The 25806-nt window shown below is 53.7% G+C and carries 20 protein-coding genes and 1 rRNA gene; 9 read left to right on the forward strand and 12 right to left on the reverse strand.

Annotated features, from left to right (window positions below):
• Positions 1-5: 5 nt before the first annotated feature.
• Positions 6-121: ribosomal RNA gene (rrf, locus tag WN53_RS10020) — 5S ribosomal RNA — on the forward strand.
• Positions 122-516: 395 nt separating this feature from the next.
• Here the strand turns inward: rrf and actP are convergent.
• The 3 genes from actP to acs form a co-directional block, all read right to left on the reverse strand.
• A complete protein-coding gene (gene actP / locus WN53_RS10025) occupies positions 517-2169 on the reverse strand; it encodes a cation/acetate symporter ActP (protein WP_024484746.1) in 1653 nt (550 codons plus the stop codon).
• Positions 2166-2477, reverse strand: coding sequence for a DUF485 domain-containing protein (locus tag WN53_RS10030; RefSeq protein ID WP_024484747.1), 312 nt, complete (start codon positions 2475-2477; stop codon positions 2166-2168). The genes actP and WN53_RS10030 overlap by 4 nt, the downstream gene beginning before the upstream one ends.
• 191 nt (positions 2478-2668) lie before the next feature.
• The gene (acs, locus tag WN53_RS10035) at positions 2669-4627 is read right to left on the reverse strand and encodes an acetate--CoA ligase (RefSeq protein ID WP_024484748.1); all 1959 of its coding nucleotides are present in this window, start codon (positions 4625-4627) and stop codon (positions 2669-2671) included.
• Positions 4628-5517: 890 nt separating this feature from the next.
• Here acs and gltP point away from each other — a divergent pair.
• Both gltP and WN53_RS10045 read left to right on the forward strand, forming a co-directional pair.
• Positions 5518-6834 (forward strand): glutamate/aspartate:proton symporter GltP, encoded by a 1317-nt coding sequence (gene gltP, locus WN53_RS10040; protein WP_024484749.1) that lies wholly within the window; start codon positions 5518-5520, stop codon positions 6832-6834.
• Positions 6835-6951: 117 nt separating this feature from the next.
• The gene (locus WN53_RS10045) at positions 6952-8226 is read left to right on the forward strand and encodes a hypothetical protein (protein WP_024484750.1); all 1275 of its coding nucleotides are present in this window, start codon (positions 6952-6954) and stop codon (positions 8224-8226) included.
• Positions 8227-8295: 69 nt separating this feature from the next.
• On the opposite strand, the gene WN53_RS10050 is transcribed toward WN53_RS10045, so the two are convergent.
• Both WN53_RS10050 and WN53_RS10055 read right to left on the reverse strand, forming a co-directional pair.
• Positions 8296-8829 carry a metal-dependent hydrolase gene (locus WN53_RS10050; RefSeq protein WP_024484751.1) on the reverse strand — a complete coding sequence of 178 codons (534 nt, stop codon included), beginning with the start codon at positions 8827-8829 and terminating at the stop codon, positions 8296-8298.
• A 36-nt stretch (positions 8830-8865) separates the two neighbouring features.
• A complete protein-coding gene (locus WN53_RS10055) occupies positions 8866-9483 on the reverse strand; it encodes a TetR/AcrR family transcriptional regulator (protein WP_024484752.1) in 618 nt (205 codons plus the stop codon).
• A gap of 114 nt (positions 9484-9597) precedes the next feature.
• Here WN53_RS10055 and WN53_RS10060 point away from each other — a divergent pair, with 114 nt between their 5' ends.
• Entirely contained in the window at positions 9598-10200 is a 603-nt protein-coding gene (locus tag WN53_RS10060) for an NAD(P)H-dependent oxidoreductase (protein WP_024484753.1), read from the forward strand.
• Positions 10201-10255: 55 nt separating this feature from the next.
• Here WN53_RS10060 and norR read toward each other — a convergent pair whose 3' ends face one another.
• A complete protein-coding gene (norR, locus tag WN53_RS10065; protein ID WP_024484754.1) occupies positions 10256-11776 on the reverse strand; it encodes a nitric oxide reductase transcriptional regulator NorR in 1521 nt (506 codons plus the stop codon).
• Between the two features lie 162 nt (positions 11777-11938).
• Here norR and norV point away from each other — a divergent pair, with 162 nt between their 5' ends.
• Genes norV through WN53_RS10080 form a run of 3 tightly spaced genes read left to right on the forward strand, consistent with a single transcriptional unit; the run spans position 11939 to position 14941 of the window.
• Entirely contained in the window at positions 11939-13408 is a 1470-nt protein-coding gene (gene norV / locus WN53_RS10070) for an anaerobic nitric oxide reductase flavorubredoxin (protein ID WP_024484755.1), read from the forward strand.
• Positions 13405-14538: an NADH:flavorubredoxin reductase NorW gene (gene norW / locus WN53_RS10075; RefSeq protein WP_024484756.1), complete on the forward strand. Its 1134-nt coding sequence runs from the start codon at positions 13405-13407 to the stop codon at positions 14536-14538. Before norV ends, norW begins: the two co-directional genes overlap by 4 nt.
• A gap of 49 nt (positions 14539-14587) precedes the next feature.
• Positions 14588-14941 carry a TehB family protein gene (locus WN53_RS10080; protein WP_024484757.1) on the forward strand — a complete coding sequence of 118 codons (354 nt, stop codon included), beginning with the start codon at positions 14588-14590 and terminating at the stop codon, positions 14939-14941.
• Positions 14942-14986: 45 nt separating this feature from the next.
• Here the strand turns inward: WN53_RS10080 and torD are convergent, their stop codons facing one another.
• Genes torD through torC form a run of 3 tightly spaced genes read right to left on the reverse strand, consistent with a single transcriptional unit; the run spans position 14987 to position 19364 of the window.
• Complete coding sequence (torD, locus tag WN53_RS10085) at positions 14987-15628, reverse strand: molecular chaperone TorD (protein WP_024484758.1); 642 nt, start codon at positions 15626-15628, stop codon at positions 14987-14989.
• 12 nt (positions 15629-15640) lie between these two features.
• Complete coding sequence (gene torA, locus WN53_RS10090; protein ID WP_024484759.1) at positions 15641-18187, reverse strand: trimethylamine-N-oxide reductase TorA; 2547 nt, start codon at positions 18185-18187, stop codon at positions 15641-15643.
• A gap of 13 nt (positions 18188-18200) precedes the next feature.
• Entirely contained in the window at positions 18201-19364 is a 1164-nt protein-coding gene (gene torC / locus WN53_RS10095; protein WP_024484760.1) for a pentaheme c-type cytochrome TorC, read from the reverse strand.
• A gap of 136 nt (positions 19365-19500) precedes the next feature.
• On the opposite strand from torC, the gene torR reads away from it, so the two are divergent.
• Entirely contained in the window at positions 19501-20196 is a 696-nt protein-coding gene (gene torR, locus WN53_RS10100) for a two-component system response regulator TorR (protein ID WP_024484761.1), read from the forward strand.
• On the opposite strand, the gene torT is transcribed toward torR, so the two are convergent.
• Positions 20176-21210, reverse strand: coding sequence for a TMAO reductase system periplasmic protein TorT (torT, locus tag WN53_RS10105; protein ID WP_024484762.1), 1035 nt, complete (start codon positions 21208-21210; stop codon positions 20176-20178). The two genes, torR and torT, sit on opposite strands and share 21 nt — an antisense overlap.
• Positions 21211-21294: 84 nt before the next feature.
• Here torT and torS point away from each other — a divergent pair, with 84 nt between their 5' ends.
• Positions 21295-24051, forward strand: a complete 2757-nt coding sequence (gene torS, locus WN53_RS10110; RefSeq protein ID WP_024484763.1) for a TMAO reductase system sensor histidine kinase/response regulator TorS — start codon at positions 21295-21297, stop codon at positions 24049-24051.
• Between the two features lie 90 nt (positions 24052-24141).
• On the opposite strand, the gene WN53_RS10115 is transcribed toward torS, so the two are convergent.
• Positions 24142-24963 carry a KilA-N domain-containing protein gene (locus tag WN53_RS10115; RefSeq protein WP_024484764.1) on the reverse strand — a complete coding sequence of 274 codons (822 nt, stop codon included), beginning with the start codon at positions 24961-24963 and terminating at the stop codon, positions 24142-24144.
• Between the two features lie 18 nt (positions 24964-24981).
• Positions 24982-25521 (reverse strand): hypothetical protein, encoded by a 540-nt coding sequence (locus WN53_RS10120; protein WP_024484765.1) that lies wholly within the window; start codon positions 25519-25521, stop codon positions 24982-24984.
• Positions 25522-25806: the final 285 nt, after the last annotated feature.

The raw sequence follows: 25806 nt of genomic DNA on the forward strand, positions 1-25806 counted from the left end.
ATTTGCCTGGCGGCAATAGCGCGGTGGTCCCACCTGACCCCATGCCGAACTCAGAAGTGAAACGCCGTAGCGCCGATGGTAGTGTGGGGTCTCCCCATGCGAGAGTAGGACACTGCCAGGCATCAATTAAGCCAAGAGGCCATCCGCAAGGATGGCCTTTTTGCTATGGGTCGGAAATGGAAATGCCCCTCACCCCAGCCCTCTCCCAGAGTACCCACCGAGAACATCCTGAACACCCGTGCGGGGGAGAGGGAGCTGTCCGGCTCCGTGGGTGAGCCTGTGCGGCTTCGGCAAGTCGGAACCTTTGATGAACCCATGCCGTTTCGGCAGTGATGAGTAAGATGAAAGTTGGGGGTATTGCGCAGGAATATCGGCGGACTCGATCGGTTCCCTCTCCCTGTGGGAGAAGGTTAGGGTGAGGGGTCATTACTCGATCTGACAAATTAACCTGCCGGAAGACCCAGCAGGCTAACTCTTTAAAGCGGGGCCGAGTCAACCTCAGCCCAAATCAATGCCTTAGTGTGCACTCCCCTGCGAAATCCCCAACCCCGTTTGTGAACGTACAAACTGGGAACGGAATTTAACGCGTTCTTGCTGCCCAACCAACGAATTGTCGGTCACAGAGAAGAACCAGGTGCCGATAAAGGCGACCAGCATAGAGAACAGCGCTGGATATTCGTAAGGATAAATCGGTTTGGCATGGCCGAGGATCTGCACCCAGATAGTCGGGCCCAGGATCATCAGGATCACTGCGGTTAACAGACCAAGCCACCCGCCGATCATTGCTCCCCGCGTGGTCAGACGTGACCAGTACATGGAAAGAATGATGATTGGGAAGTTACAGCTGGCCGCAATGGAGAATGCCAGCCCCACCATAAAGGCAATGTTCTGCTTCTCAAACAGGATCCCCAGCGCGATAGCCACCACCCCGAGCAATACCACGGTGATTTTGGAGACTTTCAGCTCGTCACGCTCGGTCGCTTTGCCATTTTTGATGACGCAGGCATAGAGATCGTGAGACACCGCCGAAGCACCTGCCAACGTTAGCCCGGCAACCACCGCCAGGATCGTGGCAAATGCCACCGCAGAGATAAATCCAAGGAAGAAGTTACCCCCCACTGCGTTAGCCAGATGCACCGCCGCCATGTTCGTTCCGCCCAGCAATGCCCCACTGGCATCTTTGAAGGCCGGATTGCCACTGACCAGCAGGATCGCGCCGAAACCGATAATAAAGGTCAGGATATAGAAGTAACCGATAAAACCGGTGGCATAGAACACGCTCTTACGCGCTTCTTTGGCATCGCTAACGGTGAAGAAACGCATCAGGATATGTGGCAAACCGGCGGTACCGAACATCAATGCCAGACCCAGGGAGAGGGCGGATATAGGGTCGGAGACCAGTCCGCCCGGGCTCATGATGGCAAGCCCTTTCGGGTGCACCTTCACGGCTTCGGCAAACAGGGTATTGAAGTCAAAGTTGACGGATTTCATCACCATCAGCGCCATAAAGCTGGCACCGGCCAACAGCAGCACGGCCTTGATGATTTGCACCCAGGTGGTAGCCAGCATGCCACCGAACAGGACATACAGCACCATCAATATACCGACCAAGACAACGGCGACGTGGTAATTGAGGCCGAATAGCAGCTGGATCAATTTGCCCGCGCCCACCATCTGGGCGATCAGATACAGTGCTACCACCACCAGGGAACCACAGGCTGAAAGGGAGCGGATCGGCTTCTGTTTCAGGCGGTAAGAGGCCACGTCGGCGAAAGTATAGCGACCAAGGTTGCGCAGCCGCTCGGCAATCAGGAATAAAATAATTGGCCAACCAATCAGGAAGCCGATGGAATAAATCAGCCCATCATAGCCGGAGGTATAAACCAGCGCGGAGATACCGAGGAACGATGCCGCAGACATAAAGTCGCCGGCGATAGCCAAGCCATTTTGCAACCCGGTGATGCGCCCGCCAGCGGTATAGTAATCCTGACGAGATCGGGTACGTTTGGAAGCCCAGTAGGTGATGTAAAGGGTGGCACCGACGAACAGCAGGAACATGATGATGGCCTGGATGTTCAGTGGTTGGCGCTGTACTGCACCCCCAATCGCATCGGCATGGCTTAGGCCTGGCAGGGCCAACAGTGCGGTAGCTGAAAGTAGGCGCTTCATTGTTGTACCTCACGCAGGATTTCAGCATTCAGGCGATCGAATTCACCGTTGGCACGATAAACATAGATCCCGGTTAACACGAAAGAAATCACGATCAATCCCACGCCAACCGGGATCCCACGGGTAATGGTTAATCCGGGACCAAGTGGAGTCCCCAGCCACTGAGGATCGAAGGCGATCAGTAAGATAAAGCCGACGTACAGCGCGAGTGTGATCAGTGACAGGAGCCAGGCGAAACGGCTGCGCTTTTGCACCAGCTCCTGAAAGCGCGGGTTTTCTTCAATCCTTTGATAAATATCTTCATTCATCCGAGTTTCTCCAATAGGTATTGAACAAGTACGCCACGCGATACCCTTCCAGCTGGCAAATCGGCGCTCTGCGGGCCGCTTTGACCCATCCCAGCCAAATGTCTGGGATCGGCTTTACTGCAGTTGAAAGCTTTCAGGTATACAGGCCGTTCAGCTGCGCATGGCAGACGAACGGCCGGAGGCAGCGCGGATTAGGATGGAACTTTCATTGATTGTTTCTCTTCCAACAGCTTTTCGACTACGGCCGGATCCGCCAGCGTTGAGGTATCCCCCAGGTTGCTGGTATCACCGGCGGCAATTTTGCGCAGAATACGCCGCATGATTTTGCCAGACCGCGTTTTTGGCAAAGAGTCGGTCCAATGGAGAATGTCAGGCGTGGCAATCGGCCCGATTTCCTTACGCACCCAGTTACGCACTTCGGCATACAGTTCCGGCGTTGGCTCTTCCCCATGATTCAGGGTGATATAGGCATAAATCGCCTGACCCTTGATGTTATGCGGAATACCCACCACCGCGGCCTCGGCAATTTTGGGATGGGATACCAATGCGGATTCAATTTCGGCGGTGCCCAGACGGTGGCCGGAAACGTTCAGCACGTCATCGACACGGCCGGTGATCCAGTAATAGCCATCTTCGTCACGACGTGCGCCGTCACCGCTGAAGTACATGCCTTTAAAGGTAGAGAAGTAGGTTTGCTCGAAGCGGTCATGGTCACCGTACAGAGTTCGAGCCTGGCCTGGCCAAGAATCGGTGATCACCAGGTTGCCTTCGCAAGCGCCTTCCTGCGGGGTGCCCATATTGTCGACCAATGCCGGTTGCACACCAAAGAATGGGCGAGTGGCGGAGCCAGCCTTCAGCTCGGTAGCTCCTGGTAGCGGGGTGATCATGAAGCCACCGGTTTCGGTCTGCCACCAGGTATCAACGATCGGGCATTTTGCGTTACCAATCTTGTTGTAATACCACTCCCAGGCCTCTGGGTTGATTGGCTCACCCACGGAACCCATAATGCGCAGCGAATCGCGTTTGGTGCCTTCGATTGCTTTGTCGCCTTCGGCCATCAGGGCGCGGATTGCCGTTGGCGCGGTATACAGGATATTGACCTGATGCTTATCCACTACCTGCGACAGACGGTTTACACCTGGGTAGTTCGGCACGCCTTCAAACATCAGCGTAATGGCACCGCAGGCCAATGGGCCATATAACAGGTAGCTATGGCCAGTAACCCAGCCCACGTCGGCGGTGCACCAATAGACGTCGCCATCGTGGTAATCAAAGACGTATTTGAAGGTCAGCGCGGCGTAAACCAGATAGCCCCCGGTGGTATGTACCACGCCTTTCGGTTTGCCGGTTGAGCCGGAGGTATAGAGGATAAACAGCGGATCTTCCGCGTTCATCTCTTCCGGTGGGCAGTCGGCAGATACGCCTTCGGTCAGCTCATGCCACCAGAGATCGCGCCCTTCTTGCCAGTAGCCCGGCTTGCCGGTGCGTTGGAAGACCACCACGTTGTTGACGCTTTTCACCCCTGGGTTCTTCAGCGCATCATCGACGTTCTTTTTCAGCGGTACCGCGCGGCCAGCACGCAGCCCTTCATCAGCGGTGATCACCAGTTTGGAGTTGGAATCGATAATACGGCCCGCTACGGCTTCTGGGGAAAAGCCCCCAAAGATCACCGAGTGCACGGCGCCAATGCGCGCACAGGCCAGCATGGCGACGGCGGCCTCAGGCACCATTGGCATATAGATGGCCACCACATCGCCTTTTTTCACCCCGAGCTTTTTCAGCACGTTGGCGAACTGGCAGACATCGTGGTGCAGCTGCTTGTAGGTGACCTTGGCCGATTGGGTCGGATCGTCACCTTCCCAGATGATGGCGGTTTGGTCGCCGCGTTCGGCCAAGTGGCGGTCCAGACAGTTCGCCGCCAGGTTAAGGGTACCGTCTTCAAACCAGCGGATGCTGATATGACCAGGATCGAAAGAGGTGTTCTTCACTGAGGTATAGGGCTTGATCCAATCGAGGATCTTGCCGTGCTCGCCCCAGAATGCCGCTGGGTCTTGTACAGACTGTTGATAATATTGCTGGTATTGCTCCGGATTGATCAGGGCACGATCTGCAATTGCAGAAGGAATGGCGTGTTTGTGCAGTTGGCTCATGGTTTTTCTCCTTAGAATTGTTAATGATATGTCAACTGATGGTTAAGTATAGTTTGCCATGACGGTTTGTTTCTTTTTTGGGCGGCAGATCACGCAACGAAGATGTTGATTTGTAATAGTTACTGTCGTAATTGTGTTGTGTAACTGTTTGGTTGACGGTGAAAAGACGGTAATGGACGTATTTCTGTTAAAAAAGTTTTTAGATTACTAAAAATATTAAGCGGGAGGCATTGGCTTGATGGTGTAGGAAACAATAAGGTCGAAGTTATATTTTACAGCTAATCAGACTCTATTAATGACGGCTATAAATACTCAGCATAATTGTTAGCTGCAATCTGTCGACGGGTTATTTTTTTCTGCCTTTATTATGTTGGTTTTTTTGAAAATACAAACAAGATGTTTGGTGAATGGTTTTGTGGTGATTAATTAGTTGTGTGAATCATATTGAGACTTATCTTAGTAGGTTAAAGGTGTTCACCTGAGGTTTTTATTTTCTTTTTTAGAACTTTTCGTTAACAATATGGAAACACATTTTTAGACTAAATATGCAAATGCAATGACAAATCACGCACTTTTATTTGGATTGAAAATCGTCCTATCCAATCGGCTATTGTTCCGCCCAAGATAATATTATGTTTTTTAGAACAAGTAATTATGTTGCGGTTCGTTTTTTGTTTGTTGGTTTTTTGCTGGTGAAACGGACAAAATCGAGATGAAACAAGGCTTGCAGAAGCCCGCCTTCAGATGGTACAGATTCATACTGCGTTACACCAAGGGCAGTTGGCGCAAAGGTTCACAAACATAAGCCTGTAATAAATGATTAAGTATTCCTTCCGGAGCCTAGGTGTGTTTTAACACGATGGCACGGAGTCTTTGAGGACTTTTTGGGTATGAAAAATGTAAAAATCAGCCTGGCCTGGCAAATCCTGATCGCGTTGGTATTGGGTATTATCCTGGGCGCAGTGCTACATAATCAAACGGAATCGCGTGAGTGGATGGTCAGTAATATATTGAGCCCCGCCGGTGATATCTTTATTCGTTTGATCAAGATGATCGTGGTGCCTATTGTTATTTCCACGCTAATCGTCGGTATTGCCGGTATTGGCGATACCAAAAAGCTGGGCCGTATTGGATTGAAAACCATTATCTATTTTGAAGTGATCACCACCATCGCCATCATCGTGGGTGTGACATTGGCTAATGTTTTTCAACCCGGGCACGGCATTGACATGTCGGCGCTGACCGCGGTCGATATCTCACAGTATGAAAAAACGACGGAACAGGTGCAAAGCGGCTCACATAGCCTGGTGGCCACCATCCTTTCGTTAATTCCTTCTAACGTGTTCTCGTCGATGGTCAAAGGCGACATGTTGCCGATCATCTTCTTCTCGGTGCTGTTTGGGCTGGGGCTGTCTTCCTTGCCGAAAGAGACCAAAGAGCCGTTGCTGAAGGTGTTCAAAGCGGTGGCCGAGAGCATGTTCAAAGTGACCCACATGATCATGCGTTACGCCCCGATTGGGGTATTTGGTTTGATCTCGGTAACGGTAGCCAACTTCGGTTTTGCTTCGCTCTTGCCGTTGGCCAAGCTGGTGGTGCTGGTTTACTTCGCCATCGCCTTTTTTGGTTTGGTGGTTCTGGGGGCCGTTGCGCGACTGTGTAACCTGCGTATCTGGACGCTGATCCGCATCTTGAAAGAAGAGCTGATCCTGGCTTACTCAACGGCCAGTTCGGAAACCGTGTTGCCGCGTATTATCGAAAAGATGGAGGCCTACGGTGCGCCAAAATCCATCACCAGCTTCGTGGTGCCTACCGGCTACTCTTTCAATCTGGACGGTTCTACGTTGTACCAGAGTATTGCTGCCATCTTTATTGCACAGCTATACGGTATTGAGCTGTCGCTGGGGCAAGAGATCATTCTGGTGCTGACGCTGATGGTGACCTCAAAAGGGATTGCCGGCGTGCCGGGTGTCTCCTTTGTGGTGCTGTTGGCGACCTTGGGCAGCGTGGGTATTCCGCTGGAAGGTTTGGCGTTTATCGCCGGCGTTGACCGTATCCTCGATATGGCGCGTACGGCTCTGAACGTGGTGGGCAATGCGCTGGCGGTGTTGGTGATTGCCAAATGGGAACATCAGTTCGACCGTAAAAAGTCGCTGGCCTACGAGCAGGAGTTCCTGGCCAGTAAAGTGACCCCTGCCAATCAGGCGTAAGTCGCTCCATCTCTTTATCTCAAAACCCGCCGTTGGCGGGTTTTTTTATTGAATGATGGCCAAATTGTTCCAATACTAGCGCTCTCTGTAAGGCCTGCTCAGGATGAGGTTTGCCCAATGAAAAGATATGCGCTGTTACTGGTGTTGTTATCCCCCTATGTTCAAGGGCAGACTCTGGATGCCAACGATCCGCTACGGCGTGTCATTCTGGATCAGATGCGTGCCAATATCGGCTATCCCACTGATATCCAGTTTGTGGTTAAACAGCTGAGCGTTTCCGGCTCGCAGGCGTATTTCTGCGCCACCGCCAAAACTAATGATGGTAGCGGTAGCGCCAAAATTAACGGCAAGACGGTGGTCTACGATCGGGAACTGCAGCTGTCAGCGGAAGGTTTCTGGACGACGGTGAGCAATTTTGACTCTTATGTCGATTCACCGGCGCAGGCCCAATGCTATAGCACTATTCAAGATGAACCCGCAGCGAGCGGGTGCCAAAACGTCGGTCTTTATGATGCGGAGCGTAAGCCGTTGCTGGACGCGGTCCGACGCAGTTATCAAGGGGCTATTGCCCAACCCAGATTTGTGGTTTCTCACCTGTGCACAACCGGCAAGATGGCGTATTTCTGCGGGCGGCTGGAAGGGGAAGAGGGCCAGGATCGGCAAGGGATGAATTACTACGATGCCATTATGGCCAAAGATGCCAAGGCAGAGTGGCAGGCGCTGATGGTTGAGAGCAAGACCGTGGAGAAGTGCAACTTCAGTGGGCCAGCCGCGGCGATCACCGAACAAAAGCTGTTGGCGGCGGTGAAGCAGCCACTCCTCTCGGCATCTCCTCAGGAGATCGATGACAGCCTCAAGGTTGAGATGCTCTCTCAGTTCCAGCTATTCCAACAGGCGGTCAAGACGGCCGATATGGCCTATTTAAAGGCACATATTCTCTTCCCGCTTGAGAACGTCGCTGATACCTTCCTGGCAGGAACGCCTGATGAACATCAACAAAGCATAACCCCAGCACTGTTTGACCGCTATGCGCAGCAAATCAGGAATGGTTTGAAGGAAATACCGTTGCTGGGTGTCAACCTCACTAAAAAGCAGGTGATTGATTTTCGGGTGAACTCATTAACTCCGTTGGAGCAGGCCAGAAAATACTTCCCAGCCGAGGAGGACGGGCAGTTCTACTACCATGATGGGACGAAGAAAGTACTGATTGAAGGCACCTGCGATTCGGTCGGCTCGGGTGATTTTGAGGACGGAACACTTGCCGTATTTATCGGCACTGGTTCCAACCTGCTGATCCCTGGGCTGTCAGAAGTTTGTGAAGGGGGAATGCGTGTAGAGTTTACTCTACAACAAGGCACGTTAATGCTGACCAGAATTGATTTTGTCGGTTAAGCCGCTTACAAACCTTAACCGGCTCACCGCGGGGCGCTGCATGCGGCGCCCGCTTATCTAATCAATTTCTCACTGGCGCTGCATGAACTTACGCAGCGCTATCATGCCGGTCATCAAGATGGCTCCTGGCAACCAAACCCACAGTAATTCCGACATGATCACCGCATGCCCTGCAGGAGTCAGGTATTTCTCGAGGCTAAACGGTGCTACACGGATCACTTGCCAGGGCGCAAAGAAACGCTCGTCACTCCATGGCCACAGCCAGCCGACGCCTTTGCCTCCGGTGGTCACCGAATCCAGCAAACTGTGGGATAACAGCGAGATAAACAGGAACAACCAGGTCTTGACGGGGTTAGCCTTGAACCAGCGGTAGAACAGCAGTGCCAAGCTAGGCATCAGGAACGCAAACAGCAGTGAATGCGTGAAACCGCGATGGCCGAACTGATTGCCGTAAGCCACACCAAATTTAAACGCCAGCACGTCGGCATCCGGCAGCATAGACAGTACCACGCCCGCGAGCAGCAAGCGGGGCGGTATGATTTTTTGGCCCAGCCCTAAACCGAGACATAACGGCACTGCGGCGTGGGTAACGATCGTTGGCATAACTCTCTTCCATGATGAGGGGTAACACTGTGCTTATTATGGCATAGCCATATCCGGCCGATCGCCACTTCGCTGCACCATCGAAATAATGATGCCGCATAACTCTTCCTTAGCCTGGGCTGCCGTAATCGCGCCACAGCTGGTGGCGTAGGATAGCCCTTCCGCAGAGCCGAGCATACCCCATAGCGCGGCGTCCTGAAGCTGGTTATCGCAGCAGAAGGGGGCAAAGATCTGGCGGCATTTCTCGATGAACACCACGGCGTAATCATTCCTGATTTTCTCAAGCTCGGGCTTACCGGCTAGTGCAGCCATGACGCTAGGCATCTCACGGCCTTGCAGCAGCACGCACTCAATGTAGGAAGTGGCAATCACCGAGGCCAAGGCCGCCAGCTCTGGTTGGGTATTTTGGATAGCTTCATCCATCCGCGCGGTCTGACGATAATCAAACTCTTGATACAGCGCGGCAAACAGGCCCGAACGGTTGGTGAAGTGATCATACACGACCGGCTTGGTGACGCCCGAGCGTTCAGCCAGGTGGCCGAGCGTTAGCGCTTCGGTACCTTCTTCATGAATGATTTCCCACGCAGTTGCCAGCAACTGCTGATAACGCTCTTCTCTCGATAGCCGAACTCGCGAATGTGGTTTGGAGACCATAGCAATATTTACCCGTTGACAGCGTTATATACTAAAGGTAACTTACCGACGGTAACTTACTGTTGGTATATAGAGTACGTTTTATACCTCGCCCTGACAATAGGAGCCACCCCAATGCACGCACTCATCGTTGTTTCCCATCCTCTCGATACGTCATTAACCCATGGTGTTGCAGCCGCTATTGCCGAAGGGATAACGGCCGCCGAACCTGCCAATACATTTGAAATTGCCGATCTCACTCAGGAAGGTTTCGATCCGGTGTACGGTGCCACAGATATCGCTGCGTTCTTAAAAACGGCCTCCATTCCCGCGGATATTCTGGCAGAACAGAAGCGTATCGATAGCGCGGATGCCTTGGTTCTGGTGTTCCCAATCTACTGGTGGAGCATGCCTGCCTTGCTTAAGGGCTGGGTAGACCGCGTGTTTTCTAATGGTTGGGCTTATGAAGAGACGGCAGAGGGGGCAGTGGTCAAAAAGCTGGGGCATTTACCGGTGCATTTGGTTGCTCTTGGTGCGGCAAGCAAGGGCGTTTATGACCGTCACGGCTTTACCGATGCCTTTAACGCGCAGATAACGCACGGTATTTTTGATTATTGTGGTGCTCAGGTGGCGACTAACGAAATGTTATTGCTGCCAGAACTGGGGGAGCCAAAGGCTTACCTCGATGCAGCGCGTCAGATCGGGCGCACTGTTTTTCAACCCGCTTATGCCGAGTAGTCCGTTGGTTGGCCCCCAGATGTTGGGGGACAACCTTGTCAGATGACAGCGTGGATTATTTAATCCCTAACCGTTTTGCCAGGCGGTGCAGGTTCCCACTGTCCAGACTAAGTTTACGCGCCGTGGCCGCCCAATTTCTATCGCAGTCTTCCAGCGTTTTCTGGATCACATCGCGTTGAAACTGTTGGGTCATCGTGGCCAGATCGGCTGCTAATACTGGCTCGTAGGGACTGTCATTAATCCTTTCTGCCATGAGTTCCACGTTTAAATTAAAGTGCGTAGGCAGCAGCTCCAGCTCGGCGTGGTTTTGCGTTGCGCGCGCCACTATTGCAGCCCGGTAGATGGCGTGCTCCAGTTCGCGAACGTTGCCTGGCCACGGATACTGCTCCAGCGTAGATAACGCCGCCGAGGTCAGAGTTAATTGCGCCAGACCCAGCTTGATACGGCAACGCTCACAGAAGAAACCAGCAAGCAGGGCTATATCGCCAGTGCGCTCTCGCAAGGGGGGCACGGCGATAGGGAATACGCTCAGCCGATGATACAAATCAACCCGGAACACCCCCTCAACCGCCGCTTGTTTAAGGTCGCGGTTGGTCGCTGCCAGAATGCGCACGTTGACGCGTTTCACCCGGTCATCCCCCACGCGTTGCAGGTCGCCATATTGGATCACCCGCAGCAACTTGGCTTGTAGCGAAAGGGACAGCTCGCCAATCTCATCGAGGAACAGGGTTCCTTCGTCCGCCAGCTCAAACTTACCGATCCGATGTTGGATAGCGCCGGTAAACGCACCTTTGACGTGGCCGAATAGCTCACTTTCTGCGACGTTTTCTGGCAGTGCGGCGCAGTTGAGATACACCATTGGCTTGGCGACGCGCGATGATTTTCGATGAATGGCTTGCGCCACCAGTTCCTTCCCCACCCCGGTTTCACCCGTAATCAACACGTTGAGATCGGAGTTGGCCACGATACTGATTTCTTGCTGCAGTTGGCGGACGATCGGCGAAAGCCCAATCATCTCATCGCTGTGCTTGGCGCTGTTGATGCGGTGTTCTGCCAACGGTGACAGCGACTGTTTTTCCAACATTTCCACCAGCAGGGCGTTATTGAGTGCACCTGCGGCCAATGCGCCAATCAGCCGGAGCTCTTCGTCGCTGAAGCGAGCGAATTGCTGCGGATCCATGCTATCGAAGGTTAAGGCACCGATTAAATCCTGCCCTGCGAACAAGGGTAACCCGATGCAGGCATGCACTTTCAATTGGCCGTGGCCGGGGATCAAGCCGTCGTAGGGATCGGGCAAATCGCTGTCTGCTGGGAAACGCACCACGTTACCGGCACGAGCGATGGCTTCCAGCCGAGGATGCGCGTCAAGGGAGAAACGACGACCCAAGACATCCGCAGCCAGGCCATCGGTGGCCAAAGGGCGGAACTGTTGCCCTTCAAAACGTAGCAAGGCGGAGGCATCGCAACGCAACAGCGTTCTTAAGCTATTGATTAAAAAATGGAAGCGATCGCGCTGTGTGAGACCATTTTGTAAGTCTATCGCAATGGTGGCGAGCGACTGGATCGAGAGAGACATGATTGTCATTCCGACACTGAATTGTCATAAAGACAATCTTATCCTGATGTCAATTTGACATCAATAATTTAAAAATTCACTAAAAACAATCAGATAATAACTGGCACGCCCTTTGCTCAATACCATTATCTCAAGGTAATGATTAATCAAAAGGTAGCGAGCATGGCAATCCAGGTAAAAAACAACATCCAGTGGGTCGGACAGCGTGATTGGGAAGTGCGTGATTTTCACGGTACGGAATATAAGACCCTGAAGGGCAGCAGCTATAACAGCTATCTGATCCGTGAGGAAAAAACGGTATTGATCGATACGGTGGATCACAAATTCAGCCGCGAGTTTGTACAAAATCTGTCGGCGGAGATCGATCTGCAAACGCTGGACTACATCATTATCAACCATGCAGAAGAAGACCATGCCGGTGCGCTTAGCGAACTCATGGTACAGATCCCCAATACGCCGATTTACTGTACCGAAAACGGCATTGATTCCATTAATGGCCATCATCACCATCCCGAGTGGAATTTCCACGTGGTACATACCGGTGATAGCCTGGATATCGGTAACGGCAAACAGCTTATCTTTGTTGAAACCCCGATGCTGCACTGGCCAGACAGTATGATGACCTATATTACCGGCGATGCGGTGCTGTTCAGCAACGACGCTTTTGGCCAGCACTATTGTGATGAGCATCTGTTCAACGACGAGGTTGACCAGAACGAACTGTTTGAGCAGTGCCAACGCTATTACGCCAATATCCTGACCCCCTTCAGCCGCTTGGTCACACCTAAGATCACTGAAATCCTTGGGTTTAATCTGCCGGTAGATATGATTGCCACTTCGCATGGCGTGGTGTGGCGCGATAACCCCACGCAAATTGTGCAACGCTATCTGGAATGGGCGGCCGATTATCAGGAAGACCGCATCACCATTTTCTACGACACCATGTCGAATAATACGCGCATGATGGCGGATGCCATTGCTCAGGGGATCAACGAAATTGATGCGCGTGTCGCGGTGAAAATCTTTAACGTGGCGCGCCATGATAAAAACGAGATCCTGACTAACGTCTTCCGCTCCAAAGGTATTTTGGTCGGATCTTCGACCATGAATAACGTGATGATGCCGAAGGTGGCCGGGCTGTTGGAAGAGATCACCGGTCTTCGCTTTCGTAACAAAAAAGCCTCGGCCTTTGGCAGCTATGGTTGGAATGGTGGGGCAGTCGATCGCATCCAGACCCGGTTAATGGACAGCGGTTTTGAAACCACCTTGGCACTAAAAGCAAAATGGCGACCCGATGGCGATACGTTGGAGATTTGCCGCCAGCATGGCCGCGATATCGCCCGCCAATGGGCCATTTCTCCCTTGCCAGCAGGTAAGACGGTATCCACGGATACCCCACCTCAAGCTCCATTAGCCTCAACCACTCCGGCCCCCCTGAGTACTGAAAGCGCCGATTTGGGGCCAAGCATGCAGTGCAGCGTATGCCTGTGGGTTTACGATCCGCAGCAAGGTGAGCCGATGCAGGATGTCGCTCCAGGAACGGCCTGGCAAAACGTGCCGGACGATTTCCTCTGCCCGAAATGTGCGATGGGGAAAGAGGTCTTTGACGCATTGAAGCCGGAGGCCAAATGAACCACGGTATCCTGATCGTTGGCTCCGGATTTGCGGCCCGCCAGTTGGTTAAAAGCCTGCGCAAGCAAGACGCTAACGTGCCGATTAGCCTGATTGCTGCGGACAGCTGTGATGAGTACAACAAACCGGAACTGAGCCACGTTGTCAGCCAGAATCAATCAGCGGATGCCTTGACGCGGCAAACGGCGGGCAGCTTTGCGGAACAGTACCGCGTTACGCTGCATCCGAACATCCGCATCACCGCGGTGGATACCCAGCAAAAAACGGTAAGTAGCGATGAGCAGTGCTGGCCCTACGATAAGTTGGTGCTGGCCGTGGGTGCCTCGGCAATCGTGCCGTCAGTGCCGGGCCATCAACATATGCTGACGTTGAACAGCCAGCAGGAATACCGCCGCGGGGAAACGGCGTTGTTACAGGCGCAACAGGTGTTGATCCTGGGCGGTGGACTTATTGGCTGTGAACTGGCCATGGATATGTGCCGGGCGGGCAAGCGGGTCACGCTAGTCGACAAGGCCTGTAGTTTGATGTCGACGCTGATGCCGGTTGAGGCCAGCAGTGGCTTACAGCAGCGTTTGCAGCAGATGGGCGTCGAGCTGGTATTCAACCAACAATTAACAGCTATTGAGCAACGGGAAAATGGCCTACGAGTCACGCTGAGCAATCAGCGTGAGTTGCTGGTGGATGCGGTGGTCTCTGCCATTGGGCTACAGCCGAATATTGCCTTGGCACAGCAGGCTAATTTGCAGGTTAACCGGGGCATCTTGGTCGACCGGTGCTTGCAGACGTCGGCGAAAGACGTTTATGCGCTCGGTGATTGTGCAGAGATCGATGGCCAGCTAATGCCTTTCCTGCTACCCATCCAGTTCAGCGCCATGGCTCTGGCCAAAAATCTGTTGGGGATGGCCGAGCCAGTGAAATTCCCCGCCATGTTGGTCAAGGTGAAAACGCCTGATCTACCTCTGCACATGGCGGGCGAAACCCAGCGTCAGGATTTGAGTTGGTCGATCACCGTGGATCCCCAAGGCATGATTGCCAAAGGGATGGATCAACAGCAGCAACTACGGGCATTTATCGTCAGTGAAGATCATATGAAGCAGGCGTTTGGCCTGTTGAAAGCGCTGAATGCCTGAAGGCCATTGCCAGAATATTGCGACACTATTCATCCCCAGGGGGTTAGTCATGAAATACCGTATACCAGCTGATTACCGACATACACGTTCAACACCGTTCTGGGATCGAGACACGGTTCCGGGTGCCTTACTGACCCATCACAACACCAAAAAAGGCGTTTATGGCCGGCTTTCCGTGATGCAGGGGGCGGTGAAATATATCGGCTTTAACCACGAGCATGCCACTGAAGCGGAAATTGAAGTGATAATTTCGGCCGGGCAGTTTGGTATCAGCCCGCCTGAATATTGGCACCGCATTGAGTTATTAACGTCCGATACCTACTTCAATCTGGATTTCTTTGCTGCGCCAGATGTGGAGCTGGAGGGTGAGGGATTCGGGCAGGTGGTTAACCGGAAAAGTTGAAGGGACGTACTCAAGCGGGCAGAGGATGCCCGCTTGGTGGCATTGTCAGTGTGGAGATGTGCTGGCATCCAGACGCAGCAGTGCCAGCAGCAAGGTACTCAACGCGGCATAAAAGCCAAAGCCGTCGTGGCGAATACAGCGTTGATTAAACTCCGGCAACCAGCTCAGGCTTCGGGATAAGACATCATTGCGTAGCTCAAATAACTTCTGGCTCGGTGCCTCGGTTTCCGTTAACGCAAAGTTCAGGCGGCTCAGCAGCTCTAATATCACCGCTATATGATCTTCCGGCTCGCTAAAGGAGCCGTTGACCTCCATACCCGTCTGCGCCAATAGCGCCTTCATCTGCGCGCTTTGCTCCTGCTTAAACCGTGAAGATTCCGGCTGATAGCAAGACGCATAGGGCAGCGCGGCGGACTTCTCCGTCATTAGAAACAGCCCGGCAAAATCAGCAGCCAGCTCTAGCCGGGCATCAGGCCGCTGCTGCAATGCAGCAACCGCCTGATTGAACTGGGTGACCGGTGCTTGCAACGTTGGGGTCTGCTCCAGCAGCGTCAGCCAGGCGCTGAGCGATGGGCTGGTAAGCTCGGCAAGCTGCGCATCGTCAAGCTCACGGGCAAAGCAGCCAGAGAGCCAGGCGTAGAGGCAGGCATAATGCGGTGCGCCAAGTGCTGAACCCTGATTTACCATGTTTGGGACTCCTTATTGCGCCGCATTTTCTGCCGTCATCGGCACAAATTCATATTGGGCAACCATCTCGATAGGGCCATTAAACGCGGTCACCGGCTCGATCTTACCCTTGAACTTCTCAATCTCGACTAGTGCGGTGTGTGCGCTGGTGGCCTGAGCCAGATCGGAGGAGCCGATATCCAGGGTCAGCACGTTAGGGTTGCCGTACTTACACAGCGAACCGGCCACGCCACCACGTTCAGGATCATACCAGGCCCCTTCATGGATGCGGATCACACCGGGGGCATAGCGATCTGAAACCACGGCACCGGCCAGCACCTGCCCACGCGCGTTGAACACCCGCACAACATCGCCATTGTTGATGCCGCGTTCGCGTGCATCCTGCGGGCTGATAAACACCGGCTCTTTACCCGCCACGCTATATTGTGCACGCAGCGTTTCAGATTCACACAGCTGCGAGTGTAAACGGAAATCCGGGTGGGCAGATTGCAGATGCAGCGGATAGCTGGCCGAAAGCGGCCCACCGTGCGAGCGTTCTGCCTTCTCAAACCACATCGGGTGGCCCTGGCAATTTTTATAGTTAAGATCGGCAATGCTCTTCGAGTAAATCTCGATCAGGCCACTTGGTGTGCCTAACGGCTCTAAATCCGGGTCTTGGCGGAAAGCCTGGTGGCGCACAAACATTTCCGGATGGCTGAATTCGAAGTAACCGCTGCCATTCCAATATTCATCAAAGGCAGGCAGAGCGATACCGCGCCCTTTCCCCTGGCGGGCACCGTCTTGATAGATACGCTTGATCCAGCCCATTTCGTCCAGGCCTTCGGTGAACTCCCGCTCGCGATCGAACAGCTTGCAGAGATCGCGGAAGATATCGAAGTCATTGCGCGCTTCAAACTGCGGCGGCACCAGTTGCTTCATCGCCATAATGCCGCGGTTGGAGTGGTTACCGAACTGGTCGATATCGTTACGTTCAAACTGGGTGGTGGCAGGTAGCACGATGTCGGCAAAGCGGCAGGTGGAGGTCCACTGATTATCAATGGAAATCACGGTTTCCAGCTTCTGCCAACCGGCGATCATGCGGTTCACCTGCTGGTGGCGGTGGAACGGGTTGGTACCGGCAAACACGCACATCTTCAGCATCGGCAGCTTGACGCGTTTGCCATTCCAATCAATCTCTTTGCCCGGCTCCAGCATGGCATCAATAAAGCGGGCGATAGGGATGGTGCTGCTGTAGCCCTTGAAGTCGCCGTTAGCATGGATCGGTGGCGTGCTAGTGGATCCAGAGAATCCGCTCAGGATCACCCCTTTACGGCTTGGCGTGCCTGCACCGTTATAGTGCCAGCCAAAACCAAAGCCGCCACCAGGTAATCCGATCTGGCCGAGCATAGCGGCCAATACCACCGTCATCCATGACCATTGCTCGCCGTGTTGCATACGCTGCACACACCAGCCTGCAATAATCTGCGTGCGGTTAGCCGCCATCTGGCGGGCCAACTCCTGAATGGTGTTGGCATCGATACCGCACAGCGCCGAGGCCCATTGGGCGTCTTTGGGCTGGCCGTCGGTTGTGCCTAACAGGTAAGGGAGGAATTGCTCAAAGCCGACGTAATAGGTGCCGAGGAAGTGGGTATCGTGCAACTTCTCCGTATACAAGGTGTGCGCCAGGGCAAGCTGCAGCGGCACATCCGTTTGTGGATTCAGGGCGATGTGCTGCACGTGTTCGCGGCCTAAATACTCGTGGGTTGAGGTGACCACTGGGTCAACGCTGACCACTTTGATTTCGCCGCTGGCCGCCTTGGCTTTTAGCTCGGCGTAGTATTCATAAACGTCATGATCCGGGCACCACCAGTTGGCCTGCTGGTTTTTCACCAGATCCGAGCCCCAGAACACGACGGTCTTGCTGTTTTGCAGCACCAGCGGCCATGAGGTTTGTTGCTCATAGACTTCCATCGCTCCCACGACTCGTGGCAGGATCACCTGGGCCGCGCCCGTGGAGTAGTCGCCGCCGGTGCCAACCGATTCCCCGTGCAGGGATAATGCCCGGGCCAGCATACCGGAGGCATTGTGGAGCATGCCGGTCGATTGCCAACCGGTGCCAGAGAGCAGGGCCGAAGGGCCGTAGGTTTTTTGTACCCGCTCGAGTTCCTGATAGAACAGGTTAAGTGCTTCATCCCAGGTGACGCGCACGAAACGGTTGTCGCCGCGCTGCGTGGTGTCGCTCAAATGGCGCTTGCGCATCCAGTCAATCCGCACCATCGGATAACGAATACGTGCGGTACCGTGAACGTGATCGGGCAGGCCCGCAATCATCTTCGAGGGATACTTATCCATCTCGAACGGCTTGGCGGCGACAAAGCGCCCGTCCATCACCGTGGCGCGGATGGCCCCCCAGTGTGAGCCGGTCAACAGCCCTTCTTGCAGGCCGCTACCGGCACTGCCCTGAGCCAGTGCGTTTTTCGGCATCAGCAGTGATGGGCCAATCATGCCAATGGCGGTCAACCCGCCCAGTTGAGTCAGGAAACGACGGCGGGACAAGCTGATCGTTGGTGATGTTTTCATTGTGCATTCTCCCTTAGTGTTTCTGCTCGGCGCCACCGGTATCGGACGCATTCATCTGCAAGTATTTCAGCAAGGTACGTTCTTCACGTTTATCCAGGCTGGTAAAGCCAATCATGCCGTTCAAGGTGCCGATCCAACCGTTGGCATCAAAGTGCGCGATCTCCGGTGCGCCGTGGCACTGGTTACAGGTGCCGTTATACAGGGCGGCGGTATAGGCCCAGATTGGCTTGATATCGTTGACCAGATCGCCTTTCTGCACCCAGGCGGAGGTTTGCAGCTTGCTCCATTCCACGCCGGTGCCGGCTACCGTGGTTTTCTCCAGCGTTTTGGCCTGCTTTTGTACCTCATCACGGATTGAGGAGACAAAAATACGCTTGCCTGGCAGCAGTGACAGTACGCGCTGACGGCCAGTGGTTTCCGTCCAGCCGACGATTTGCACTTCCAGCCAATCGCCATCACGTTTCAACACCGTGACTTCAGAGGCTGGCAGCAGAGAACCGGCAGGCTCTTTATCGCCTTTGGCCGCGTAGATGGGTTTCATATCCAGGGTGTAGAGCGTGCTGCCATCGCTGTTTGCGTCGGCTGTATGGCGCAGATCTTCAAACTGTTTGCGAAAGCCGCTGCTCATGTCTGGCAGTTGGTGGGCAATCCCCTTATGGCAATCGACACAGGACTGGTTGTCCTTGGCCGCAATACTCATCTGCTTAGCGGCTTCCGGATGCTGCTTGGTGTGTTCCATCGCGTCATAGTTATGGCAGGAGCGACAACCGGCAGAGTTGTTATCTTTCATGCGTTTCCATTCGCGCTCGGCCAGTTCGGCCCGCTTGGCTTCGAATTTCTCTGGCGTATCGATCGAGTGGGCGATAAAGGTTTGGTAAATATCGTTGGCCGCTTCCATCTTGCGCCACAGCATGCCGGGCAAATCCGGCGGAATGTGGCAGTCATGGCATTCTGCGCGCACGCCGGAGGCGTTCTTGAAGTGAACAGACTGTTTGTATTCTTGGTACACTGGCTGCATAGAGTGGCAACTGACGCAGAACTCGGTGGTGCTGGTCATCTTGATGCCGGCGTGCGGCACGATGATGAGCGCTAACCCGAGAATGCAGCCGATGCCAACCAACGCCAGCACCGACCATTTGGCGCTGGGCCGCGTCAATTTCCGCCAAAGCTTGCTCATAAAATAGACCTTCTAGTTATTATGGATACTCCTTTAGTAGGATAGGGAGTAAATGTGAATAAGGTCACTGGTCGGAATGAACGTAATAAGTCAGAATATGAACGAATATGAACAGACTAGGGGCGGGTGCTAACTCATGAGCCATCACATCGTGATTGTGGAAGACGATCCGGTTACGCAGGCACGCTTACGTGATTATTTTGTTCATGAGGGCTACCAGGTGTCCGTGGCGGAAAGCGGCGTGGGGCTGAAGGAGATCATGCTGCTGCAGCCGGTGGATCTGATTTTGCTGGATATCAATCTGCCCAACGAAAATGGCCTGTTATTAACCCGTGCGTTGCGTGAGCGATCTAACGTCGGGATCATTCTGGTTACCGGGCGCAGCGATCAGATCGATCGGATCGTCGGGTTGGAAATGGGGGCCGATGACTACGTCACCAAGCCGCTGGAGCTGCGTGAGCTGGTGGTGCGGGTGAAAAACCTGCTGTGGCGGATCGATCTGGCCAACACCCCGGCCAGCAACGTGCAGCAGGACAACTGCTACCTGTTCGCCGGTTACAGCCTCAACCCTTCCCGCCATACTCTGACTTTTGAAGAGCAGCCGATCCGCCTGACGCGGGCCGAATATGAAATGTTGTTGGCATTTGTCACCAACCCAGGCACGGTGCTGAGCCGCGAACGCCTGTTGCGGATGCTGTCGTCCCACCGGGTGGAGCAGCCCGATCTGCGCACCGTTGACGTGCTGATACGCAGGCTGAGGAACAAACTGAACAGCGAACTGTTCGTCACCCAGCACGGTGAAGGCTACTTCCTAGCCGCCGACGTTAGCTGACGGCAACAGATATACGGGCCGAAAACCAAGGGGCGAGAGTGATAGCGCCACCTTTTGGGTGCTGATATTGCCCGGCGTCAGCGTCAGGATCGGTGGGCTGACATTATTGGCTACCGCCTGATGCTGCAAAACGCGGATCGCCTGATCGATGGCCAACTCGCCTTGTAGCACCATCTGGTCACTGGCGGCCACCATGATTTTGTCACGCTTAAGCCCACGATAAACCTGGTGCGACAGATAAAAAGAGACAATCTCCAGCGGCTGCTGCCGATTGCGGTTTTCCCCCATCGCCACCTGAGCGGCAATGGCGTTGCCCGCCACCAGATTGATTTGCGGGTGTTGCTCCAGCATGTCTTGCAGTAAATTGCGCTGAATTTCTACGTCATTATCGCCATACACCACCTCGACGATGTTGATCGCACTGCCTGCAACGGCGGCGCGAAAACCGGCGATCATTTCGCGGCTGCCACCGGCATCTTTTGGCCCCGGCATCAGCAACACGTTGAGTGGGCGCTGGGTTGCATGTTCAACCAGATAGCGCCCCGGCTGATAACCCATTTGGAACCAAGGCACTCCCACGCGCACTTTGGTTGCTGGGTAGCCTAACGCGTTGACTACCTCAATCACCGGGGTGTCGCCAACGGAGGCGGCCAGATCGGGGAACTGCGCCACGCTGCTGCCAAGCAAAATGGCATCAGCTCCCCAACGGCGGCATAACGCCAGTTGTTCACGCTGGGTATCGATCTGCGAGTAACCGCTGGCCTCAAAGATTTTCAACGTCACACCAGCACGCTGTGCTTCTCGCACCATGCCGTAATTGATAGATAACCAGTAAGAGTCTTTCAGGCTGGGGTAGAGCGCACATATTTTCCAACTGCGTTGTGCGTGCAGTGGGGCCAGGGCGGCAAGCGGCTCAGACTGGCGCTCGTTTAACCAACGCACCAACGGGGCTTTTGAGACGGCCAGCGCTGAAAAGGCGTACAGGCCGCAGATGAACAGCAGCAGAAAACGCAGAATCGAGGTTTGCATAATAGCCTCATAGATCGGATGCCTTTATGCTATAGGCTTCGCGGCCGATATTCCATCACCAGGACATTTATGGGGCACCCTTCGTTAACACGGCGACTTTGGTTGGCTTTCTTGCTGATGGCTGGCCTAACGCTGCTCAGTTCGCTGATCGGCTGGTTTGGCTTTCGCTTTATTGGCGAGGTAGAGCAAACCCATACTCAGTCGGTGATCCCCACCATGAACATGGCGCGCCAGCTGAGCGAGGCCAGCGCGTACGAACTGTTCTCAGCCCAAAGCCTGACCAACGCCAATACCCAGGCGGAATGGCTCGATCAGGGGAAAATGCTGACGGTGCAAAGCCTGCGCATCAGTCGGTTGCTGGGGCGCCTGCGCGAGCAGGGGTTTGATACTGCGGCGATCGAGCAACAGGAATCTGATATCACCCGCAGCCTGGGTTTACAGGGCGAACTGGTTGGCCAACGGTTGGCGCTGCGCAAGCAGCAGCGCGAGCTGTCACGCGAGATTATGGAGGCGGCATCTCGCATTGCCGAACTGGCCAAAGGGCAGTTAAACAACGCGGCTACAGCGGCGGGCGTGACCCAGGCGGGGATCTACGATCTTATCGATCAGCATCGCAATCAGGCGGCGGAGCAGGCGTTAGACCGGTTGATCGATGTCGATCTGGAATATCAAAACCAGATGAGCGAACTGCGGCTTAACGCGATCCAAATCGAGCACCTGATCCTGCTGCTGGAAAAAGAGGTCGCCGAGCGAGCGCCCGCAGAGTTGGTTTCCCGCATTGGCGACTATGTGCGTATCCTCCAGCGCCGTCAGGAACGTGTCGAAGATCCGCTAACGCGGGAGAAGATCGGCAGTGAATTGCAGATCGTGGCGCGTTATCAGCAACTTTCGGCCCTCTATCAGCGCGAACGGGACATTCGTGCCCAGTTACAGGCGTTGTCGCAAAACAACCTGGATATGTTCACCCGCTTTAGTAGCGAAATCAGTCGCCAGGTCAGCGACATCGAACGGCGTAATACTCAGGCGCTGGAAACGTTGAAACAGGCCCGTGAAACCGGCAAGTTCTGGCTGATCACCTTGAGCCTGTTCACCCTGGTGGTGTTGTCTCTGATCCTGTGGCGCGTAGTGTGGCGTTCGGTCACTTTACCTTTGGCGAAGCAAACCGCAGCGCTGCAAAGGTTGCTGCAAGGCGACCTCAACTCGCCCTTTCCTGCCACCTCGGTGGTGCATGAGCTAAACACCATGGGGCAATTGATGGAGGCGTTTCGCGCCAATGCGGACGCTTTGCAAAACCAGCAGCAATATCTGGCGGCACAGGTCGAATTACGCACGGCAGAGCTGGAAGCGCTGGTGGTGGAACACCATCAGGCACGGGCAGAGGCTGAAAAGGCCAACCGGGCAAAATCGGCCTTTTTGGCGGCGATGAGCCATGAAATCCGCACGCCGTTGCATGGTGTATTAGGCACCGCTCAGTTACTCTCCGAGCAACGGTTGTCGGCCAAAAGCCTCGCTTATGTACAGGCGATCAATGATTCCGGCGAAAGCCTGTTGGCGATCCTCAACGATATTCTGGACTATTCGGCGCTGGAGGCGGGCAAAGGCAGCGTTACCGTCAGCAACGAGCCTTTCGATCCGCGCCAACTGTTGGCGAGTATCGTACGTTTGATCTCTGGGCGGTTACGCCATCGCGATATCCAGCTCAGCCTCAACTGTGCCGATGATCTACCGCAATGGCTCAATGGCGATCCGCGGCGTATTCGCCAGATTGTGATTAACCTGCTCTCCAACGCTTTGCGCTTTACCGAGCTGGGCCGGATAGATGTACGTTGCCGAGTTGATGGCCAGCGTTGGCAAATCGATGTTGCTGACACCGGTTGCGGCATTTCCGCCGAAGGGCTCACACAAATGTTTAAACCCTTCGTGCAACTGACGGATAAACGCGGCGGCACCGGGTTAGGTTTGGCCATCAGCCAGGGATTAACCGAGGCGTTGCAGGGCACGCTAAGCGCCACCAGTACGCCGGGCCAGGGCAGCTGTTTCTCACTGAGCCTGCCGCTGCAAATTGCGACCACGCCAGTTCAGCATCGTGCCGAAGAGCGCACCGATCTTGCCAACTATCGCCTGCTGATCGTGGAGGACAACCTGGTGACGCAGCGCATCACGGCGGAAATGCTTCAGTCCTGTGGTGCCGAGGTTGAGGTGGCCAGCGATGGCCAAAGTGCGCTGGGCATACTGGCTATGGACTCCACATTCAGTGGCGTGCTGGTCGATTTGGACCTGCCTGATATGGATGGCATCACGCTCTCATTACAGATCACGGTCTGTTGCCCACAACTGCCACTGATCGGTTTTAGCGCCCACGTGGCGGACGAGGCTTTGAGACAGCGCACGACCAAAGTATTCCGTGGGTTGATACAAAAACCTATCGCGCGTGAGGAACTTAGCCGGTTGATCGAACATTATCTGACAGCGGATAAAAAAGCGCAGTTGCCCGCTGGTTCGCTGGATACGATCCAGCTAACACAGGATGCGGCGGTGTTTGGCAAACAGAAAATCGGCGAATGGAAAGACTTGTTTATCGAGCACGCCTTCCCTCTGGTGGCGGAAATTGAACAGGCGTTCGCGGCCGGGGATGAAGACTTGGTGGCGCGTTTGGCGCATAAGCTGAAGAGTGGCTGCGCCAGCTTGGGGATGCAAAATTCGGTTCAGGCCTGTGCGGCGCTGGAACAAGGGCTGCGGGAGAATGTTCAGTTACGCCAGGTGGTGATGGAAGAACTGCGGCAGTTGGTGGTTTGGGTTGATGAGGGATGCTCAGGCATACAATGACATTCACAGTACTAATAGCGTGAATGTCATTGTCGATTCCAACATGTTGTCAGTTGGAGGTAAATACAAACCGTATGTGATGCTCAACTTTTATAGACTCCCTAACTGTTTGATTTCCTGTAGACCAACCAGAGAGCGCATTTGCGTGATGGCAATCCTGTTCAACTGTGGCAGGCGCTCTTTCGCCGATAATCCTTGGTGGATCAGCACAGCGTTGATGCTCTCCAGGTTAGACAGAACAACCAATTGCTCAAGTGTGGCAGAGTCTCGCATATTGCCAGGGTGTTCAGGATTGGTTTGCCGCCATTGGGCTGCTGTCATGCCGAACAGTGCGACATTAAGTAGATCGGCCTCGCTAGCATAGACCGTTACCGTTTGTGCTTTGGTCAACTGTGGCGGGAGCAGCCGTTCCTTGATCGCGTCGGTATGGATGCGATAATTGACTTTCGCCAATGTGCGTTGAAAACTCCATTCTAGCGATGCGGTGCGTGCTTCTTCATCCTTAAGCCGTTGAAACTCTTTGATTAGGTAAAGCTTGAATTCAGGGCTGAGCCAGGAGCCGAATTCGAAGGCGACATCTCGGTGGGCATAGGTACCGCCGTAGCGTCCAGCCTTGGCGTAAAGGCCAATAGCTCCTGTAGCGTCGCTCCACTTCTTGGCTGACAGATAGAAGCTGTTGCGACCCGCCTCGTTTTTAATTCCCTCGAATTCGGGGGAATTAAAATCCGGGTTATTGATCTGTTCCCATACCCCCAGGAACAGAATGGTGTCTTTGTTCTTAAGCCATTGCTCAATCAGGGCACTACCGCCCTCGAAGTTCTTCACCATATCCGTTAGTGAAATGTAATCCTGTTCGTGGAGGGTCGTGATGCCGACGGCGACTCCCTGCACGGTGATATTGCGTTTTTTCATTTTTTATCTCCTTGGGGATTATTTGGAAAAACCATACGGCAAGCCCACTATCCCGATAAGAAAGCTACACAAAGAGAGTATCCAGGAGTTTTTTGCTTTTCGTTGATTGGACAGGTATATCTCACTGAGCGATTTTGACAGCCTGAGAATATCCTGATGGCCATCGCCAGCCATTTTTTTGATTTGCTGTAACTGTAGCTTGATGTCATCAGGTAAGTCAGAAAAAGGATCGTTCTCTTGATGGCAGATGATGAGTTCCCTGATTCGTTCCAGCTTTTCATCGCTACAATCTTTATCATTAATGTAGTCACTCAAAATGAAGTTGAGCGTTGTAGCAATCTGATCTTTTTTGACAAACCAGCGTGTGGCTAGAAGGTAAACATCGTCACTCTGGAGCCTATCAAGAGCGATAGCTTGCTTGAGTGTCGCTTCATATTTTCGCCTTTTTAACGTTAAGTCAATGTCATTCAACATGTAGAAAATAAATCCAGCCACAGCCGAGAAGATGAAGACTAATATCAAAATTTTATATAAATTAGGATCGTAAAATATCTCCAACTTATCACCTCCTGTCTGTCATATCCTTGAGCGCTTTTTTCAGCATAAATCACAAATAGAGTTTACTACTGGCCTATCTTTCCTCCTAGCTGTTCGACATTCTGTTCGTATGCTTAACATTTCCAGTTCGGGGAAGATAATACTGTGTGAATATAACAGGGTAGTTGGACTCTGTAATTATCGAACTGAGTAAGGTTCCCAAATCGATGAATCTCAAAATACCTCCATCTATCGGCTTGGTACTGAGGGTATTTTTACTCGTTCAACGATTCACTGGGGCATCTT

The sequence above is a fragment of the Serratia fonticola genome, assembly GCF_001006005.1.
GTDB lineage: Bacteria > Pseudomonadota > Gammaproteobacteria > Enterobacterales > Enterobacteriaceae > Chania > Chania fonticola.